General features: G+C 71.3%; 16 protein-coding genes and 1 rRNA gene. 14 read left to right on the plus strand and 3 right to left on the minus strand.

The window, feature by feature from the left end; all coding sequences use genetic code 11:
* From rrf to AB0M82_RS39280, 10 genes are all read left to right on the plus strand, one after another.
* Positions 1–94: ribosomal RNA gene (gene rrf, locus AB0M82_RS39235) — 5S ribosomal RNA — on the plus strand; the annotation flags it as partial.
* 96 nt (positions 95–190) lie between these two features.
* A complete protein-coding gene (locus AB0M82_RS39240) occupies positions 191–2,410 on the plus strand; it encodes a hypothetical protein (RefSeq protein WP_364733481.1) in 2,220 nt (739 codons plus the stop codon).
* Positions 2,403–3,374, plus strand: coding sequence for an HAD-IIA family hydrolase (locus AB0M82_RS39245; protein WP_364733484.1), 972 nt, complete (start codon positions 2,403–2,405; stop codon positions 3,372–3,374). Before AB0M82_RS39240 ends, AB0M82_RS39245 begins: the two co-directional genes overlap by 8 nt.
* A gap of 17 nt (positions 3,375–3,391) precedes the next feature.
* Positions 3,392–3,589 (plus strand): hypothetical protein, encoded by a 198-nt coding sequence (locus AB0M82_RS39250; protein ID WP_043774930.1) that lies wholly within the window; start codon positions 3,392–3,394, stop codon positions 3,587–3,589.
* Between the two features lie 5 nt (positions 3,590–3,594).
* Positions 3,595–4,428 (plus strand): TlyA family RNA methyltransferase, encoded by an 834-nt coding sequence (locus AB0M82_RS39255; protein ID WP_364733487.1) that lies wholly within the window; start codon positions 3,595–3,597, stop codon positions 4,426–4,428.
* Positions 4,425–5,351, plus strand: a complete 927-nt coding sequence (locus AB0M82_RS39260) for an NAD kinase (RefSeq protein WP_364733490.1) — start codon at positions 4,425–4,427, stop codon at positions 5,349–5,351. The genes AB0M82_RS39255 and AB0M82_RS39260 overlap by 4 nt, the downstream gene beginning before the upstream one ends.
* Positions 5,352–5,441: 90 nt before the next feature.
* Positions 5,442–7,220 carry a DNA repair protein RecN gene (gene recN / locus AB0M82_RS39265; protein WP_364733492.1) on the plus strand — a complete coding sequence of 593 codons (1,779 nt, stop codon included), beginning with the start codon at positions 5,442–5,444 and terminating at the stop codon, positions 7,218–7,220.
* Positions 7,221–7,376: 156 nt separating this feature from the next.
* A complete protein-coding gene (locus AB0M82_RS39270; protein WP_364733495.1) occupies positions 7,377–8,552 on the plus strand; it encodes a DUF1266 domain-containing protein in 1,176 nt (391 codons plus the stop codon).
* Positions 8,553–8,637: 85 nt separating this feature from the next.
* On the plus strand, positions 8,638–9,822 hold the full coding sequence (gene steA / locus AB0M82_RS39275; protein ID WP_364733498.1) for a putative cytokinetic ring protein SteA: 1,185 nt from the start codon (positions 8,638–8,640) through the stop codon (positions 9,820–9,822).
* Positions 9,819–10,769 carry a copper transporter gene (locus tag AB0M82_RS39280; protein WP_364733501.1) on the plus strand — a complete coding sequence of 317 codons (951 nt, stop codon included), beginning with the start codon at positions 9,819–9,821 and terminating at the stop codon, positions 10,767–10,769. The genes steA and AB0M82_RS39280 overlap by 4 nt, the downstream gene beginning before the upstream one ends.
* Before the next feature lie 23 nt (positions 10,770–10,792).
* On the opposite strand, the gene AB0M82_RS39285 is transcribed toward AB0M82_RS39280, so the two are convergent.
* The 3 genes from AB0M82_RS39285 to AB0M82_RS39295 all read right to left on the minus strand — a co-directional run bounded on the left by AB0M82_RS39285 (position 10,793) and on the right by AB0M82_RS39295 (position 14,292).
* Positions 10,793–12,064, minus strand: coding sequence for an alginate lyase family protein (locus AB0M82_RS39285; RefSeq protein WP_364733503.1), 1,272 nt, complete (start codon positions 12,062–12,064; stop codon positions 10,793–10,795).
* A 99-nt stretch (positions 12,065–12,163) separates the two neighbouring features.
* On the minus strand, positions 12,164–12,874 hold the full coding sequence (locus tag AB0M82_RS39290; protein ID WP_364733505.1) for an aspartate/glutamate racemase family protein: 711 nt from the start codon (positions 12,872–12,874) through the stop codon (positions 12,164–12,166).
* Positions 12,871–14,292, minus strand: coding sequence for an NCS1 family nucleobase:cation symporter-1 (locus AB0M82_RS39295; protein WP_364733507.1), 1,422 nt, complete (start codon positions 14,290–14,292; stop codon positions 12,871–12,873). Before AB0M82_RS39295 ends, AB0M82_RS39290 begins: the two co-directional genes overlap by 4 nt.
* Positions 14,293–14,441: 149 nt before the next feature.
* On the opposite strand from AB0M82_RS39295, the gene AB0M82_RS39300 reads away from it, so the two are divergent.
* The 4 genes from AB0M82_RS39300 to AB0M82_RS39315 all read left to right on the plus strand — a co-directional run bounded on the left by AB0M82_RS39300 (position 14,442) and on the right by AB0M82_RS39315 (position 18,905).
* Positions 14,442–15,122 (plus strand): GntR family transcriptional regulator, encoded by a 681-nt coding sequence (locus AB0M82_RS39300; protein WP_364733509.1) that lies wholly within the window; start codon positions 14,442–14,444, stop codon positions 15,120–15,122.
* 205 nt (positions 15,123–15,327) lie between these two features.
* Positions 15,328–16,488: an acyltransferase gene (locus AB0M82_RS39305; RefSeq protein ID WP_364733511.1), complete on the plus strand. Its 1,161-nt coding sequence runs from the start codon at positions 15,328–15,330 to the stop codon at positions 16,486–16,488.
* A gap of 90 nt (positions 16,489–16,578) precedes the next feature.
* Entirely contained in the window at positions 16,579–18,279 is a 1,701-nt protein-coding gene (locus tag AB0M82_RS39310) for a CTP synthase (protein ID WP_364733514.1), read from the plus strand.
* Positions 18,276–18,905 (plus strand): NUDIX hydrolase, encoded by a 630-nt coding sequence (locus tag AB0M82_RS39315; RefSeq protein ID WP_364733516.1) that lies wholly within the window; start codon positions 18,276–18,278, stop codon positions 18,903–18,905. The genes AB0M82_RS39310 and AB0M82_RS39315 overlap by 4 nt, the downstream gene beginning before the upstream one ends.
* Positions 18,906–18,984: the final 79 nt, after the last annotated feature.

Here is an 18,984-nt window from a genome sequence, read left to right on the forward strand (position 1 = left end):
AACGCCCGGTCCCATTCCGAACCCGGAAGCTAAGCCTGACAGCGCCGATGGTACTGCAACCGAAGGGTTGTGGGAGAGTAGGACACCGCCGAACTTACCTTCCGTACGGCCCGTTAGGATAGCCAGTTGGCTGCCCTAGCGGGCCGTACGCGTATGTCCAGAACAAGATTTTTCCATGGCAGGAGGCCAGGTGTCCGAGTTCGGTCGACGAGACTCAGCGGATGATGGGTCAGGCCGGTCGGCACGCCGGGACGAAAGCTCCCGGGGCCGGTCGGACACACCCCGAGGAGAACAGCGCGGTGCGCGGCAGGACCGCGGCGGCCGCGACAGCGGTTACCAGGGCCGGCCTCGCCGTGACGACCAGGGGGTCCGCGGCGGCGGCAAGCCCTTCCGCGGCGGCGACGGTCCCCGCGACCGCGATCAGCGCGGCGGTTACGCAGGTCAGGGCCGTGACAGCAGCCGGACCTCCGGTGACCGGGACGACCGCCGCGGCGGGTACGGCAGCCGCGACACCGGTGGACGGCCGTCCTCCGGCAGCCGTGATTCGGGTGGCCGGCCGGGCGGTGGGAGCCGGTATTCCGACGGTCCCAGCCGCTCCAGTGGCAGCCGGTATGAGGACCGCGGCGGCAGCCGTTCCGGCGGCCGGTATGAGACCTCGGACAGCCGGCCGGGCCGCGGCCAGGACGACCGCGGTGGCCGGCCCACCGGTGGGCGCCCGCAGGGCAAGTCGTCGTACGGCGACCGCAAGCCGCGCTGGGAGGACCGCAGCGGCTCCGCCCGCCGCGACGACGACCGCGGCACCCGCCCGGGCGGCTTCCGCTCCGACGACCGTGGTCGCGGCGGGAACGACCGCCGTGACGATTCGCGCGGCGACCGCGGTGGCTTCCGTTCGGATGACCGCAACCGTGGCGGGAGCACGTCGGGTGGTGACCGTGGTGGTTACCAGCGCCGTGACGATTCGCGTGGTGACCGTGGCGGCTTCCGTTCGGATGACCGTGGCCGTAGTGGAAGCACGTCGGGTGGCGATCGCGGTGGTTACCAGCGCCGTGACGATTCGCGTGGTGACCGCGGAGGCTTCCGTTCGGATGACCGTGGCCGTAGTGGAAGCACGTCGGGTGGCGATCGCGGTGGTTACCAGCGCCGTGACGATTCGCGTGGTGACCGTGGCGGCTTCCGTTCGGATGACCGTGGCCGTGGCGGAAGTACCTCGGGTGGCGATCGTGGTGGCTATCAGCGCCGTGACGATTCGCGTGGTGACCGTGGCGGCTTCCGTTCGGATGACCGTGGCCGTAGTGGAAGCACGTCGGGTGGCGATCGCGGTGGCTATCAGCGCCGTGACGATTCGGGCGGTGACCGTGGTGGTTACCAGCGCCGCGACGACGACCGTGGCGCCCGGACCGGCGGCTTCAAGCCCCGCGACGACAACCGTGGCTCGGACAACCGGAGCGAGCGCACCGGCGGCGGTTCCCGCGACTCGGGCAAGCGCTACGACCGCGACAGCGGCCCCCAGCGCCGGGACGACCGGCCCGACCGCGCGGACCGTGGCGAGCGGCGCGAGGACAGCCGTCCCGCGGCTCGTGACCAGGGCGACCGCAAGGACCGGCGGGACGACCGGCCGCCGCGCCGGGACCCGCGGCCCAAGGTCGGCGCTCCGCTCGACGACGAAGCCCTCGCCAGGGAACTTCTCGAAGCGCCGGAGCTGCCGGAGGACGTCGAGTTCTCCGACCTCGACGAAGACGCCCGCCGTGAGTTGCGGACCCTGCCGAAGGGGCTAGCCGAGACCGTCGGGAAGCACCTCGTCGCGGCCGGCGGCCTGGTGGACAGCGACCCCGACGCCGCCCTCGAGCACGCCAAGTACGCCAAGGCCAAGGCCTCCCGCGTCCCGATCGTGCGCGAGGCGCTTGGCCTGGTCGCCTACCACGTCGGCAACTGGTCGGAGGCGCTGTCGGAACTGCGTGCCGTCCGGCGGATGACCCGCAGCGACGACCACATCGCCATCATCGCCGACGCCGAGCGGGCGCTGGGCCGGCCCGAGCGGGCCTTGGACCTGGCGAAGGAGGTCGACACGGCGAAGCTGGCGAAGGCCACTCAGGTCGAGCTCGCGATCGTCGCGGCCGGCGCCCGGCGGGACCTCGGGCAGCTCGACGCCGCCGTCGTCTCGCTGCAAGGTGACGACCTCAAAGCGGAGAAGCGCGAACCGTGGAGCGCGCGGCTCTTCTACGCCTACGCCGACAACCTCGCGGCCGCCGGGCGCGAGGAGGAGGCCGTCCGCTGGTTCCTCAACTCGGCCGAGGCGGACGAGAACGACGAGACCGACGCCGCCGAGCGCGCCGCGGAACTGGCGAACGGCCCGCAGGTCGCCGAGGTGAAGGACACCGAGGAAAAGGACACCGAAGAAACCGATGAGTGACGCCCTGCTCGCGGCCTACGACGCGGTCCTCTTCGACCTCGACGGCACCGTCTACCACGGCACCCGGGTCATCCCGGGCGCCCCGGAGGCGGTCCGCGCCGCCCGCGAGCACGGCACACCGGTCCGGTTCGTCACGAACAACGCGTCCAAGGCGCCGGCCGAGGTCGTCGACCACCTCGTCGGCCTCGGCATGTCTGCCGAGACCGATGAGGTGCACACCAGCGCCCAGGCCGGTGTCGCGTTGCTGAAGGAACGGCTCGAGCCCGGCGCCGAGGTCCTCGTCGTCGGCACCGAATCGCTGGCCGCCGAGGTCACCCAGGCCGGGCTGAAGCCGGTTCGGGAGAACGACGGCAGCGTCCAGGCGGTCGTTCAGGGCCACTCGCCCGACAACACCTGGGCCGCGCTGGCCGAAGCCTGCCTGGCCATCCGCGCGGGCGCGCTCTGGGTGGCCTGCAACGTCGACGCCACCCTGCCCAGCGAGCGCGGGCTGCTGCCCGGCAACGGCTCGATGGTCGCCGCGCTGCGCACCGCCACCGACGTCGAGCCGCTCGTCGCCGGGAAGCCTCAGCCACTGCTGTTCGAGACCGCGGCCCGGTCCGCGGGCTCGGAACGGCCCCTGGTCGTCGGCGACCGGCTGGACACCGACATCGCCGGCGCGGTCGCCGCGGGCATCGACTCCCTGGTCGTCCTGTCGGGCGTCGCCACGCCGAAGCAGCTGATCGAGGCCACCCCGGCCGAGCGCGGCACCTACCTCGCGGCGGACCTCACCGCGCTCACCGAACCGGCCGAGGATCTGAGGATCGGGCCACGCCCGGGCTGGTCCGTCACCATCCAGGACGGTGTCCTCACCGCGACCGGCGACGGCGACGGCCTGGACCTGCTCCGCGCTCTGTGTCACACCGCCTGGGAGACCGGCGTCACCGAACTTGCCGAAGACGCCGAAGCGCGGCTCGGTTTGTCCTGACTGCTACCGTTTGTGACGTGCAGGATCATCCGTACCCCGTCCCGGGCCCCCCGCCCGGTTCGTTCTCGCAGCAGACCGACCCGCGGGCCGGTATCGACGAAGCCGTCGCCGGCCTGGACGACTTGGACGCTCTGCCGCTCGCCGAGCACGTCGAGCGTTTCGACGCCGTGCACACCGAGCTGACCGTCGCCCTGTCCAGCATCGACAAGGTCTGACCGGCGTGCCCAAGCGGGCCCGCCTCGACGCGGAACTGGTCCGGCGCGGCCTCGCCCGGTCGCGCGAGCAGGCTTCGGCCCTGATCGCCGGCGGCAAGGTCACCGTGCGCGGCATGGTGGCGACCAAGCCCGCCACCGGTGTCGAGTCCGGCGCGCCGATCGTCGTGAAGGCCGAGGACGACCCCGGCTGGGCCTCGCGCGGCGCGCACAAGCTGCTCGGCGCGCTCGAAGCGTTCATGCCGCTGGGTCTGTCCGTCGAAGGCAGGCGCTGCCTCGACGCGGGCGCGTCCACCGGCGGCTTCACCGACGTCCTGCTCCGCAAGGGCGCCGCGACCGTGATCGCCGCCGACGTCGGCCGTGGCCTCCTCGACTGGCGGATCCGCACTGACGAACGTGTAGTGGTCATGGATCGCACGAATGTCCGCAACCTCACGCCCGGCGACCTCGGCGGGCAGGTCGACCTCGTCGTCGGCGACCTTTCGTTCATCTCGCTCAAGCTCGTGCTGCCCGCGCTCGCCGCCTGCGCGGGCGAAGGCGCCGACCTGGTGCCGATGGTGAAACCGCAGTTCGAGGTCGGCAAGGACCGGCTGGGCAGCGGGGGCGTGGTCCGCGACCCGGACCTGCGCGCCGAATCGGTGCTCGGTGTCATCGACGAGGCCGGGAAACTCGGGCTCGCGCTGCGCGGGGTGACCGCCAGCCCGCTGCCGGGGCCGGCCGGGAACGTCGAGTTCTTCGTCTGGCTCCGGAAAGAACACGTGGCCGAGTCCACTGTGGACGCGGTAGACAGGTCTGAGGCCGAGCGGCTCGTCCGAACCGCCGTCGAGGAAGGGCCCGCATGACCACCGAACGTGAAGTTCTCCTCATGGTGCACCCCGATCGCGAAGCGACCGGCGAGGCCGCGCGCGAGGTTTCCGCGCGCTTCGCCAAGGCCGGCATCCGGATCCGGGTGATCGAGGAAGACGTCTGCGCGCTCATCAACCCGGACCGGCACGGCGTCGGGTCGACCTGCACCCTCGTGGACCCGAACGACAACCCCGCCGACGGCGTCGAGCTGGTGTTCGTGCTCGGCGGCGACGGCACGCTGCTGCGCGCGGCCGAGCTGGCCCGCCCCGCCGGGGTGCCGGTGCTCGGCGTGAACCTCGGGCGCGTCGGCTTCCTCGCGGAGGCTGACTCGGACGCGCTGGCCGACACTGTCCAGCGCGTCGTCGACGGCGACTACCAGGTCGAAGAGCGGATGACCATCGACGTCACGGTCACCGAGGGCGGCGCCGAGCTCGCCCGCACCTGGGCGCTCAACGAGGCCAGTGTGGAGAAGAGCACGCGAGAGCGCGTCCTGGACGCGCTCATCGAGGTCGACGGCCGGCCGGTGTCCGCCTTCGGCTGCGACGGTGTGCTGTGCGCCACACCGACCGGTTCGACGGCGTACGCGTTTTCGGCGGGCGGCCCGATCATCTGGCCGGACGTCCAGGCGCTGCTGGTGGTGCCGAGCAACGCGCACGCGATGTTCTCGCGGCCGCTGGTCGTCTCGCGGAACTCGGTGATCACCGTCGGGATCGACCCCGACGGCTCGCCCGCCGTCCTGACCTGCGACGGCGGCCGGCTCATCGACCTGCCGCCGGGGGCGCGGGTGCGGGTCACCTGCGGCACGGTCCCGGTGCGCTTGGTGCGCCTCTGGGACGGCCCGTTCACCGATCGCCTCGTGCAGAAGTTCTCGCTGCCGGTGAAGAGCTGGCGCGAGCGGCACGCGCGTCCTGCCGACTGAGTCCCGCTCGGCGCGGAATTCGAACATATCGGCGACTCGCCGGACTCCCGCGCGCGCAGAGTGTCGGTGGGGGCGGCTACGGTAGGCGGCGTGCTGGCCGAGATGCGCATCCAGGGCCTCGGAGTCATCGAGGACGCCCTGCTGGAACTGCACGCGGGCTTCACCGTCGTGACCGGTGAGACGGGTGCCGGAAAGACCATGGTCGTCACCGGGCTGCACCTGCTGTCCGGGGGCCGGGCAGAGGTGTCCAAGGTCCGGACGGGGATGCTCAAGGCGTTCGTCGAGGGGCGGTTCACCTACGCCGGTGTCGAAGGCGCCGAGCGGATCGTCACGGATTCGGGTGCCGACGTCGACGAGGACGGCAGCGTGATCGCGCTGCGCGCGGTCTCCGTCGACGGGCGCTCCCGCGCGCACCTCGGCGGCCGGTCGGTGCCGGTCGGCGTGCTCGCGGAGCTGTCCGAGCAGCTGATCGCGGTGCACGGGCAGAACGACCAGCTGCGGCTGTTGCGCCCGGCCGAGCAGCGCGCGGTGATCGACCGGTTCGCCGGTGACGCGGTGGCGAAACCGCTGCGGGCGTACCAGGAGATCCGGTCGGAGTGGCTGGCGGTGATCGCCGAGCTGACCGAGCGGTCGACGCGCTCGCGGGAGATGGCCCAGCAGGCCGACCTGCTGAAGCACGGGCTCACCGAGATCGACGCCGTCGCGCCGGAGCCGGGCGAGGACGTCGAGCTCACCCAGCAGATCAAGCGGCTCGCGGCGGTCGACGAGCTGCGCGCGGCCGCGACCGAGGCGCACGTCGCGGTGTCCGGCTCCGCGGAGGGGGATCCGGACGCCCCCGGCGCGGCCGGCCTGGTCTCGGAAGCGTTGCGGCGGCTCTCGTCGTCCGAGGACGCCGTGCTGCGCGAGCTGGCGCCGCGGCTGGAGGAGGCGTCGGTGCTGCTGGCCGACGTCGGGGCCGAGCTCGGCAGCTACGTCGAGACGCTGGACGCCGACCCGGCGCTGCTGGAGAAGGTGCTGGCCCGCCAGGGCGACCTCAAGCGGCTGACCCGCAAGTACGCGGCGGACGTCGACGGCGTCCTGGCCTGGGCCGATGACGCCCGGCGCCGCCTGGAGACCATGGACACCTCGGAGGAGGCGCTCGCCGGCCTGGCACTGCGGCGCGACCAGCTCGCGGAGCAGCTGACCACGCACGCCGCCGAGGTGTCGGCCGCCCGGGAGAAGGCTGCGGCCGAGCTGGCCGCGGAGATCACGCGCGAACTGTCCGGGCTGGCGATGGGGCAGGCCGCGATCGAAGTGACGGTCGAGCAGCGCCCCGCCGAGCACGGTGACACGCATGCGCTGGCCATCGACGGCCGCGCGGTGCACGCGGGGCCGGACGGCGTCGACGACGTCGAACTGCTGCTGCGCGCCCACGACGGTGCGCCGCCGCTGCCGGTGCACAAGGCCGCCTCGGGCGGCGAGCTGTCGCGGGTGATGCTGGCGATCGAGGTGGTCCTGGCGCACGCGGACACGGTGCAGACGCTGGTGTTCGACGAGGTCGACGCCGGGGTCGGGGGCCGCGCGGCGGTCGAGATCGGCCGCCGGCTGGCCCGGCTGGCGCGGACCCACCAGGTCCTGGTGGTCACGCACCTGCCGCAGGTCGCGGCCTTTGCCGACCAGCACCTGGTGGTGGACAAGGGCCACACCGGCGGCGTCACACGCAGCGGCGTCAAGAACCTCGACCAGACCGAGCGGGTCAGCGAGCTGGCCCGGATGCTCGCCGGCATGGACAACGAGACGGGCCGCGCCCACGCGGAGGAACTGCTGGCGACGGCGGAGAAGGACAAGGCCGAGTTCGTGTCGAAGCGCAAGCGGGCCAAGAAGAAGTAGTCACGCGCGGGCACTTCCGTCCCGGCAGCGGGTGATCTCGAACTCCTATCCGATCGGCTACCTTCCCGACAGCGTGCGGTCGACCGCTTATGGTGGTAGAGCGGACGACCGGATCGCCGCCGGTGAAGCGAGCCGCTGAGCGGAGGGAGCCGCCCCGTGATCCTGCCGCCGCCCGCCGATGTCGAAGCCCAGCTCTCCGCCGCCCGGCGCGAGGGCGACCTCGACCGCTACCTCGGCCTGCTCGCCGGGGAGGAGCTGTTCGTGCCGATCCGGCGGGTGGACGCGCGGAACATCCTCGACGAGCGGGCGGAGACCTTCCCGAACGTCTACTTCGAGACCGGCGGCGACGAGTTCCTGCAGGTCTTCACCCGCGGCGCGCTGCCCGACCTGGGGCCGGACGTCGTGGCCATGAGCGGCGCGCTGGACTGGGCGGTCGACGGCGTCGGGCGGCACGAGCGGGTCGTGTTCAACCGCGGCACCCGCGGTGAGTGGCGGCTGCCCGGCGCGACGCTGCAGCCGTGGCTCGACGCGCACGCCGACGACATCACGCCGCTGGAGGAGCAGGTCGAGCGGCTGATCACCGCGCCGTACGGGCACCTCGAGGGGCCGATCGCGCACGCGCTCGCGTGCGGCGCGCACCTGGCGGTGCTCAACGCGGCGCCGTGGAACGTCCTCGACGGCCGCCTCCACGACTACGTCGCCGAGGTCCGGAGCCTGCGGGACTGGTGGGGCGTGCCCGACCCGCCCGCTTGGCGCGCCACGATGACCGACCTCATCGGCGACGGCTACGCGCTGACGCCGGGAAACCTCGTGCTCATGCTGCGCCTGCGGTTCGCCGCCGAGTTCGGGCTGACGAGCAGTGAGTTCGACCCGCTGACCTGGGCGGAGCTGGTGGACCGGTGGTGCGTGGAGAACGACACCGCGGACCAGTCCGACGAGCTGCGGCAGACGGTCCGCCGGGTGGTGCGCTACGAGCAGCGGTTCCGGGCCGACGGCCTGGTCGACGCGGACGGGTTCGTGACGACGGCGCTGTCCTGGGACATCGGCCGCGCGGTCACCATCGCCCGCGCGGGACTGGCGGCCGGGTATTGCGACGCGCTGACGGCCGAGCTGATGGTGCTCGAAGCCGGCTCTCTCGCGCGCCGTTACCACCAGTCATGGGCCGATCTGTCGGCGGGTTACCTCATGGGTCGGGTGCTGCACACCGAAGAGGCGGACTTCGGCGAGTGGTACCCGGCGGCGGTGCGCGTCCACCACCAGCTCCTTCAGGATCCGGCGAGCCCCTGGCTGAACCTCGATTTCGGCTCGCTGTCGGAGGAGTCGGACGCCTGAGCCGGGCCCGGCTCACCACAATGAGTCACGCCTGCTACGGCGTGGCGTGCGTTGTCCCACGAGCAAATTTGTCACCATCGGCCACATGAAGCTCACGGGCCTGCTCACGCGGAATCAAGAACCCCTCCCGGGGATCACCGGGGTCGCCCGGGTCGACCGCCGCACCCGGGAGCTGCTGCGCCGGATCAGTCCCGGCGACATCGTCGTGCTCGACCAGCTGGACCTCGACCGGGCGACCGCGGACGCGCTCGTCGAGGCCGAGGTCTCGGGGGTGGTCAACGCGTCGCCGTCGATCTCCGGCCGGTTCCCGAACATGGGCCCGGAGATCCTCGTCGCGGCCGGCATCCCGCTCGTCGACTCGGTCGGCGGCGAACTGCTGCGCATGATCAAGGACGGTACGAAGCTGCGGCTGCACGACGGCGTCGTGTTCGTCGGCGAGCGGCAGGTCGCCTCCGGCATCGAGCAGACCGCCGACAGCGTCGCGGACCAGATGATCGAGGCCAAGGCCGGGATGTCGACGCAGCTGGAGGCGTTCTCGGCGAACACCATCGAGTTCCTGCGCCGCGAGCGCACGCTGATCCTCGACGGCGTCGGTGTGCCGGAGCTGCGGATGCCGCTGCGCGACCGGCATGTGCTGGTCGTCGCGGGCGGCAACGGGCACGCCGAAGACCTCAAGAAGCTCAAGAAGTACATCGGCGAACACCGGCCGGTGCTGATCGGGGTCGACGCCGGCGCGGACACCCTGCGCGTGCAGGGGTACAAGCCGGACGTCATCGTCGGCGACCCGACCGGCATCGGCACCACCACGCTGCGCGGTGGCGCCGAGGTCGTGGTGCCCGCCCAGCCGGACGGGCACGCCCCCGGCGTCGAGCGCATCCAGGACCTCGGCATCGGCGCGGTGACGTTCCCGGCGTCGGGCAACGCCGAAGACCTCGCGCTGCTGCTGGCCGACGCGCACGGCGCGAGCCTGGTCGTCACGGTCGGGTTCCAGGCGACCCTGCGCGAGTTCCTCGACCACGGCCGGGCCGGTTCGAACCCGTCGACCTTCCTGACCCGGCTGAAGCTCGGCACGAAGCTCGTCGACGGGAAGGCGGTGGCGACGCTGCACCACAGCCGGGTGTCGGTCGGCGCGGTCGTCCTGCTCGTCCTCGCCGCGGTCGTGGTGGTCGCCGCGGCCCTGCTGGTGTCCGACGTGGGTTCGGTTTACCTGGACTGGCTCCGGGGCACCTGGAATTCGTTCGCCGGCTGGGTCAAGGGGCTCTTCACGTGATTTCGCTGCGCTACCACGTTGTTTCCATCGCTGCCTGCTTCCTGGCGCTGGCCATCGGCCTCGTGCTCGGCTCGACGGCGCTGAACGGCTCGCTGCTGTCCGGCCTGGCGGGGGAGAAGAAGGACCTGGGCAGCCAGGTCGCCGACCTCGAGGCACAGCGCAACGCGCTCAACGCCCGGCTGGCCGACGCGGACGCGTTCGCCGGCTCGGTGGGCCCGAAGGTCGTCGCCGGGGCGCTGGACAAGCGGTCGGTGGTGCTCGTGACCACAGAGGACGCGCGCCCGGCCGATCGGGACGCGCTCAAGCGGCTGATCGGCCAGTCCGGCGCGACCGTGACCGGCGAGGTGCAGCTGACGGCCGCGTTCGCCGATCCCGACAAGGCAGGCCAGCTCCGCGACGTCGTCACCCGGCTGCAGCCCGCCGGCTCGAAGTTCCCGACCGCGGGCGACACCGGCACGCTCGCCGGCGCGCTGCTCGGTTCGGTGCTGCTGCTGGACAAGACCACGGCGAAACCGCAGTCCTCCGGCGAAGAACTGGCGGCGGCCCTCGGCGGGCTCACCGACGGCGGGTTCGTCAAGGCGGGCCCGGAGGTCCGGCCGGCGCAGCTGGCGATCGTGCTCACCGGCGCCCAGGCGACCGGCGACGCCGCCGGTGACCGGGCGGCGACGATCGCGCGGTTCGCCACGCAGCTCGACCGCACCGGCGCGGGCACGGTGCTCGCGGGCGACCCCGGTTCGGCCGAAGGCACGGGCGCGCTGGGCATCGCCCGCGCGGACACCTCGGCGACGTCGATCCTGTCCACTGTGGACAACGTCGACGCGTCGGCGGGGCGGGTGAACACCGTGCTGGCGCTGAAGGAACAGCTGGATGGCGGCTCGGGCCGCTACGGTGTCGCGGGCAACGCGCAGGCGCCCGCGCCGGGCGTCACAAACCCCGCCGGCAACTGAGGGGCCGGTCTGCCACGACCGGCTTACCTGAGGGGCGGGTCGAGCGGGAAACACGACACCCGCACCGGCCAGGTGTCACCGCCCGTGGGCAACGGCATCTGCTTCAACGCCGCGGCGGCGGCGCCGTCGTGGGCCTCCTCGGCCGCCGCGTGGAAGATGTCCGCCGCGATCGACTGGTCGAACACGCCGATCTGCTGGTGCGGCCAGGCTTCCGCGCCGTGCAGCGCGCCCGGGATCAACTGGTCGACGACCTTCCGCAGCGTCACGCCGTTCGGCGCGGTGTACTTCCAGACGTCGACGCCGAGGTTCTTCCCGACCTCCGCCAGCCGGCCCCACGCGGTGAGGTTGAAGTTGACGTAGTGCCACGACATCGTGCGCGCCAGCTCGAGCGGCTGGCTGCCGTCGGCGGCGAACTGCACCGGGAACCGCTTCTTCTCCGTGTCGAGCACGATCTTCTTCGCGGCGTCGCGCTTGCCGAGGTACGCCGAGATCGTCGCGTTCTGCAGGTCGAGGAAGGTGCCATGGTTGTTCGTGGCGGCCAGTTCCAGCTTCGCCTGCGGGCTGTTCTGCATCCAGTCCAGGTACTGGGTCAGCCATGCCTTGACGCCGGAGCGGTCCTTGCCGGTCCAGCCCGGCGCGCCGCCGTCGAGCAGCGCGAACGCGTCGATCACCTGGGTGAACGACTGGGTCGAGTCGATGATCCCGGTGCCGCTGACCGTGTTCCGGCACGGGACGATCTGCGAGTAGGTCATGTTCGGGTTCATCCGGGTGGCCGGATCGAGGAACCAGGTCCGGATGTCCAGTGCCGCCCGCTTCGCATACTTCGCGTCGCCGGTGTAGTACCAGGCCAGCGTGAGGTAGTACATCGCGTCCCAGGCCCACATCCGGTAGGTGTGGTCGGTGATCGCGTCGGCCTCCGGATTGCGCTGGCCGTCCTTGCTGACGTACGGGCAACCCTGCGGATTCTCCGGCGTCTTCGGCTGGCTCGCCCACCAGTAGGGCGCCTGGCTCGTGTAATCGTGCTTGTCGCCGCTCGGCGCCGCGGACGGCTTGTCCATGACCGACCACGGCCCCGCCGTGAGCGCGGTGTTCGCCTTGTCCAGCACGGCTTTCAGCGCGTCGCGCTGCGCCGCGGTGGCGTGGCCGCCGCGGACCGCCTTCCGGATGCTCGCGAGCTTGCCCCCATCGGTGATGACAGTGTGCGGTGGGGAAGCGGCCACCGCCGTCCCGCTCACCGGGACCAGGATCATGCTTGCGGACAACGCCAGCGCGCCCCAAACGCGTAGCCTTCGCACCTTCGACCGACCTCCACGGGGACGCCAGGATCCCCACTCGTCACCGGGCGGCGGTACGGCAGTGGCGGTGGGGATTCTGACCGGGCGGTGCGGCCGGTGTCAATCGGCCGGCCAGGTCCGCCTCTTGTCGAGGGGGCGAGCGTACGAACCGGCGCGGCTGGTCTTCAGGCCCAGCGCGACGAGGGACTCGGCGAGCCGGACGGCGGCGGCGACGCCGTCGATGACCGGGATGTCCAGCATCGTGGCGATCTTCCGGTCGAGCCCGGTCATCCCGGCGCAGCCGAGCACGAGCACCTCGGCCCCGGCGTCGCGGGCGCGACGTCCCGCGGTGAGCAACGCCGATTCGGTCCGGCGTCCGTCGGTCAACTCCAGCACCCCGAGCCCGGCGCCGGTGACCGTGACGCAGTTCCGCGCGACGCCCGCCGCGTGCAGGCTGTCCTCGATCAGCCCGCACGTCCGGTCCAAAGTGGTCACGACGCCGTAGCGGCGCCCGAGCAGGCAGGCCAGGTGCGCGGCGGCTTCGGTGATGTCGACGACCGGGACGTCGAGCAGTTCGCGCGCGCCCTCGCGGCCGTGCTCGCCGAACCCGGCGAGCACGACGGCGTCGAACGGCTCGTCCAGGCCCCGCAGCAGATCCAGGACGGCCGCCGCGGAAAGGAAACTGTCGAGCCAGCCCTCGGCCGACTCCGGGCCCCAGCGCGGTGTCCTGGCGAGGATTTCGGTGCCCGGGCTCGCCGCGGCCCGGGCACCGGCTTCGATCTCCTTCGTCATCGCTTCGGTGGTGTTGCAGTTGGTGACGACGATCCTCATCGGTGCTTCCGGGAAACCGCGAAGTACAGTAGCGCCGACGACGCCGTGCCGATGAACCACGAGTACGGCGCGGCCGGGGCGAAGAACGGGACGAGCGCGATCACCGCGGCGAGCGCGGCGGTCGGGAAGAACGTCACCAGCGCGCGCGGGTTGACCCGGGGGTAGAGACCGCCGTCGACGAACAGCTGCGCGACGTCGACCTTGCCGCGCCGGATCAGGTAGTAGTCGACGATCATGATCCCGAACAGCGGGCCGAGGAACGCGCCGAGGCCGCCGAGGAAGTAGTTGACCACCGCCGGCGAGGAGTACAGCTTCCACGGCAGCACGCACAGCGCGGCGACCGCGCTGATCATGCCGCCGACGGTGAACGTGATCCGCTTCGGCCAGATGTTGGCCAGGTCGTAGGCCGGGGAGACGAAGTTCGCGACGATGTTGACGCCCATGGTCGCGATGGCGAAGGTCACCGCGCCGATGATGAGCACCGGCGTGTTGTGCACCTTGGCCAGCAGCTCGGCCGGGTCGGTGATCGCCTCGCCGAACACCTGCATGCTGCCCGCGGTGACGACCACCGACAGCAGCGCGAACGCCGTCGAGTTGATCGGCAGGCCCCAGAAGTTGCCGCGTTTCACCGTCTTCTGGTCCGGGGCGAAGCGGGAGAAGTCGCAGAAGTTGAGCATGAGCGTGCCGTAGGTGGCGAGGATGAGCCCGGCCGCGCCGAACCACTGCCGGATCTGCTCGCCGGTGGACAGCTGCTTCGGGCTGCTGGTGAACGAAATGTTCCAGTGCCCGGCGGCGAGGATCCAGACGGCGAGGGCGATCATCACGACCCAGATCGCCGGGCCGCACCAGTCCTGGAACTTGCGCACCGACTCCATGCCGCGGGTCAGGATCAGCGCCTGGACCGCCCACAGGGCGACGAAGCAGATCCACCCAAGCGCGTGCAGGCCGAGAAAACCGTGCTCGGTCAACGGCTTCAGGCCGGGGTCGATGGTGAGCACGAGCAGCGTGATGGCCACGCTCGCGAGGTAGGTCTGGATGCCGTACCAGAAGATCGCGATCACCGCGCGGATCAGCGCGGGCAGGTTGGCGCCGAACGTGCCGAAGCTGATCCGCGCGACGACGGGGAACGGCACGCCGGTGCGCTGGCCGATCCGGCCCATCAGGTTCATCCCGGCGTAGATGATCACGAAGCCGAACAGCAGCGCGGTGAACACCTGCCAGGCCGACAGCCCGAGCACGAACAGCCCGGCCGCGAAGGTGTAGTTGCCCAGGTTGTGCACATCGGACATCCACAGCGCGAAGATGTCGTAGACCTTCCACCGGCGTTCCGTCGCGGGAGCGAGGTCTTCGTTCCAGAGCCGGGGGTCGGGTGGCGCGGTCGTCTCTTGCTGGGTTTCGGTGAGCGGGGCGGCGGTCATGCATGTCTCCGATCGACGTGCAGGGACGGCGATTTGGGATACCAAAATTTGGCATCCCAAATATCACCCCCGGCTCTTCGGCAGTCAACCCTCTCGCCGATAAACTCGTGTTACGGCCGGTTACGCCGGTGTTGAGCGAGAGGGGATCGGTGACGTCAGCGAGCGAGCGGCAACCCCTCGCGGCCACCCGGCAGCGGGTCCGCGACGAACTGCGCGAACGGATCCTGACCGGCCGGCTCCGCCCGGGCGATCGCCTGGTCGAGCGCGAGCTGGCCGAAGATCTCGGCGTCTCGCGGGTGCCGGTCCGGGAGGCCATCCGCAGCCTCGAGGCCGAAGGCTTCCTCGTCGTCCAGTCGCCGCGCCGGGTCGTCGTCCGGCAGCTGGCCCGGGTCGACGTCGAAGAGCTGTTCGACGTCCGTGAGGCACTCGAGGGGCTTGCCGCCGGGCTCGCCGCCGCCCGCGCGGGCGGCGCCGAGCTCAAGCGTCTCGACCGCGTCCTCGCCGACGCCGCCCGCGCCACCGCCCGCGGCGACGCGGCGCGCATCACCGTGCTCAACTCGCGCTTCCACGACGAGATCGTCGCCATCGCGGGCAACGCCCTGCTCAGCACGATGCTGCGGCCCCTGGAAGGCAGGCTCCGCTGGCTCACGAGCCAGAACGAGCACTGGGCCGAGCTGCTCGACGAGCACCGGCGGCTCTACGACGCGATAGCCTCGGGGGACGCGGAGCTCGCGAAGGCGTCCGCGGTGGAGCACGTGCGCGTGAACCGCGACGTGACCCTGAGGTCCCTTTTCGGGGACGACGAGCCGGGCGAGCGCCCGGCCGGGTGAAGGCGAAGGTCACTCCCGGTACCGGAAAGCTCACCCGATAACATGATCATCGGCTCCCCGCTCCCTGAGTGGAAGTGGCATATCCAACAGGCCGCAGGAGCCCGGCCAACAGGCGCTTCCCAGTAACTTCATGGGAAATTCACAGAATGGGTGGCAAGTCTGACAACGTGAACCACGCCGACGACGGTGCCGGATCGGCGGCACGATGACGACCGCCCAGGCCACGCTCGAAGCTCCCGCCCGCGTCACCAGACCGGGCGGCAAAGCGCCCTACCTGCACCAGATCGACCTGTTCCGGTTGATCACGTTCGCCTGCGTGATCCTCATCCACGTGGTGGGGGCGACGAACTACGCGCAGGACGTCGGCGCCAACGCCGTCGAGACGCCGCTCCACTTCACGCGCGAGGCGTTCTTCGCGCTGACCGGCTTCGTGCTGGTGTTCCAGAACCGTCGCCGCGAGATCACCGCCGGTGACTTCTGGCGGCGCCGGCTGCCGCTGGTCGCGACGCCGTACCTGGCCTGGTCGATGTTCTTCTGGGCGTACTCGCTGGTGACCGGCGCGCAGCAGCCGGGCTCGCTCGAGGCGTCGATGCGCCTGCTGCTGAAGGACCTCGTCACCGGCGGCGCCTGGTACCACCTGTACTTCCTGCTCGTGACGATGCAGGTGTACCTGCTGTTCCCGGTGCTGCTGAAGCTCCTGCGGGCCACCGAGGGCAAGCACGGGTGGCTGCTGCTCGGCAGCGGGCTGGCGCAGGTCGGCGTGGTCGCGTTCATGACCTACCAGCCGCTGGGCGTGAGCTACGAGACGATCACCCACCTGTACGCCACGCTCCTGCCGTACCAGTTCTACACGCTGTTCGGCGCCGTCGTGGCCTGGCACTTCGAGACCGTGCACGCCTGGGCGGGGCGGCACCGGCTGCTGCTGGGCGGCGCCCTCGTGGCGGTGCTGGCCGGCACCGAGTGGTACTACCTCCGGACCGTCCACAGTGGAACGTTCCCGCAGGTGGCCAGCGACCCGTTCCAGCCGTACCTCATCCCGTGGTTCCTCACCGTCATCGCGGCGATCTACGCGTTCACGACGTGGTGGGCCGCGCGCCGCCGCGAAGGCGGCCGTGGGGCGCGCGTGGTGTCGTGGGCGGCGAACCGGTCGTTCGGCATCTTCCTGGTCCACCCGCTGGCGCTGGCCCTGCTCGGCCCGGTGATCCCGCGCGTGGCGGCGCGCTTCGGCGCGCCGTGGCTCAGCGTGGTCATCTACTTCGCCACCATCGCGCTGACCATCGTGATCGTCGAGGTGCTCCGGCGGCTGCCGGGCAGCCGCGCGCTCACCGGGCGGCCCCGGGTCCGGATGGCGGCGGCGGCCGCCTGACTCGTCCCGTCGGGGTGGTCAAGGGCACAAAAGGGAGTTCGGGCATGTCCCGGCGAGCGGATCCGGGGACTTGGGATATGCTGGCGGCCCGTGGGACTTCAGTCGCGGGCTACCAAGTACGTATTTGTCACCGGAGGCGTCGCCTCCTCTCTGGGTAAGGGACTCACGGCTTCCAGCCTGGGACAACTCCTTACCGCGCGCGGGCTTCGCGTCACGATGCAGAAGCTCGATCCGTACCTCAACGTCGATCCCGGGACGATGAACCCGTTCCAGCACGGTGAGGTGTTCGTCACCGACGACGGCGCCGAGACCGACCTCGACATCGGGCACTACGAGCGCTTCCTCGACCGCGACCTCGACGGCAAGGCCAACGTCACGACCGGCCAGGTCTACTCCGAGGTGATCGCCAAGGAGCGCCGCGGCGAGTACCTCGGCGACACGGTGCAGGTCATTCCGCACATCACCGACGAGATCAAGGCCCGGATCACCGCGGCCGCGGGCCCCGACGAGGCTGGAAACGCCCCCGATGTCGTCATCACCGAGGTCGGTGGCACGGTCGGCGACATCGAGTCCCTGCCGTTCCTGGAGGCCTGCCGCCAGGTCCGCCACGACGTCGGGCGCGACCAGTGCTTCTTCCTGCACGTCTCGCTGGTGCCGTACCTGGCGCCGTCGGGCGAGCTCAAGACGAAGCCGACCCAGCACTCGGTCGCCGCGCTGCGCAACATCGGCATCCAGCCCGACGCGCTGGTCTGCCGGGCCGACCGGGAGATCCCCGAGGACCTCAAGCGCAAGATCGGCCTGATGTGCGACGTCGACAACGAGGCCGTCATCGCCTGTCCGGACGCGCGGTCCATCTACGACATCCCGAAGGTGCTGCACCGCGAGGCGCTCGACGCCTACGTGGTGCGCCGTCTCGGCCTGCCGTTCCGTGACGTCGACTGGACGGTGTGGGGCGACCTGCTCGACCGCGTGCACAACCCGAGCGAGGTCGTCCGGATCGCCGTCGTCGGCAAGTACATCGACCTGCCGGACGCCTACCTGTCGGTGACCGAGGCGCTGCGCGCGGGCGGGTTCGCCCACCGCGCCAAGGTCGAGATCGTCTGGGTCGCCTCCGACGACGCGCAGACCGCGTCCGGCGCCGCCTCCGTGCTGTCCGGTGTGGACGGTGTGCTGATCCCGGGCGGGTTCGGCATCCGCGGCATCGAGGGCAAGGTCGGCGCGATCGAGTACGCCCGCACCCGCGGTGTCCCGCTGCTCGGGCTGTGCCTCGGCCTGCAGTGCATGGTCATCGAGGCCGCCAGGAACCTGGCCGGCATCGAGGGCGCGGACTCGGCCGAATTCGACGAAAACACCAAGGACCCGGTCATCTCGACCATGGCCGACCAGCGCGACGTCGTCGCGGGGGAGCGGGACATGGGCGGCACCATGCGGCTGGGCGCCTACCCGGCGAGGCTCAAGGCGGGCTCGCAGGTCGCGAAGGCGTACGGGACCACGGAGGTGTCCGAGCGGCACCGGCACCGCTACGAGGTGAACAACGCCTACCGCAAGCGGCTGTCCGACGCCGGCCTGGTGTTCTCCGGCACCTCGCCGGACGACCGCCTGGTCGAGTTCGTCGAGCTGCCCGCCGACGTGCACCCGTTCTTCGTCGGCACCCAGGCGCACCCCGAGCTGAAGAGCCGCCCGACCCGGCCGCACCCGCTGTTCAGCGCGTTCGTCAAGGCCGTCGTGGACCGCAAGGTCGCCGAGCGGCTGCCGGTCGAGCTGCCCGAGGCCCCGGTGGCGGCCCGGTGAGCGCGCCGGGCGAGCACGAGTTCAGCGTCGCGTCCAGCCGCGACGTCCACATCGGACGGGTGGTCGGCCTGCGGATCGACGACGTCGTGATGCCGGGCGGGCACACCGCCGTCCGCGAGGTGATCGAGCACCTCGGGGCGGTGGCGATCGTGGCGCTGGACGAGCAGGACCAGGTCACGCTGATCCACCAGTACCGCCACCCGATCGGGAAACGGCTGTGGGAGCTGCCCGCCGGCCTGATCGACCACCTCGGCGAGGACCCGGTCGGCACGGCTCGCCGGGAGCTCGTCGAGGAGGTCGGGATGGCGGCCGCGGAGTGGGTGACCTTGGTCGACGTCGCGGCGTCGCCCGGCTTCACCGACGAAGTGGTCCGGGTCTTCCTCGCCCGCGGACTGTCCGATGTGGACCGTGACGTGCTCGGGGACGAGGAGGCCGACCTGGTCGTGGCCAAGTTCCCGCTCGCCGAGGCGGTCCGGATGGCCCTGGCGGGCGAGCTGGTGAACGGCGCCACGGTGTCCGGCGTGCTGGCCACGCACGCGGTGGTCACGGGAGCGGCTCAGCCTCGCCCGGCGGACGCCCCGTGGGAGGACCGCCCGACGGCGTTCGCCAAGCGCCGCGAAGCCTGAGACTCGAAAGTCCGTGAATGTCGCATTGAGGGACTTCAAGTCCCTCAATGCGAAATTAAAGGGATTTGAGCGCGGGTGA

The organism is Amycolatopsis sp. NPDC051128, assembly GCF_040682715.1.
Taxonomy (GTDB): Bacteria; Actinomycetota; Actinomycetes; order Mycobacteriales; family Pseudonocardiaceae; genus Amycolatopsis.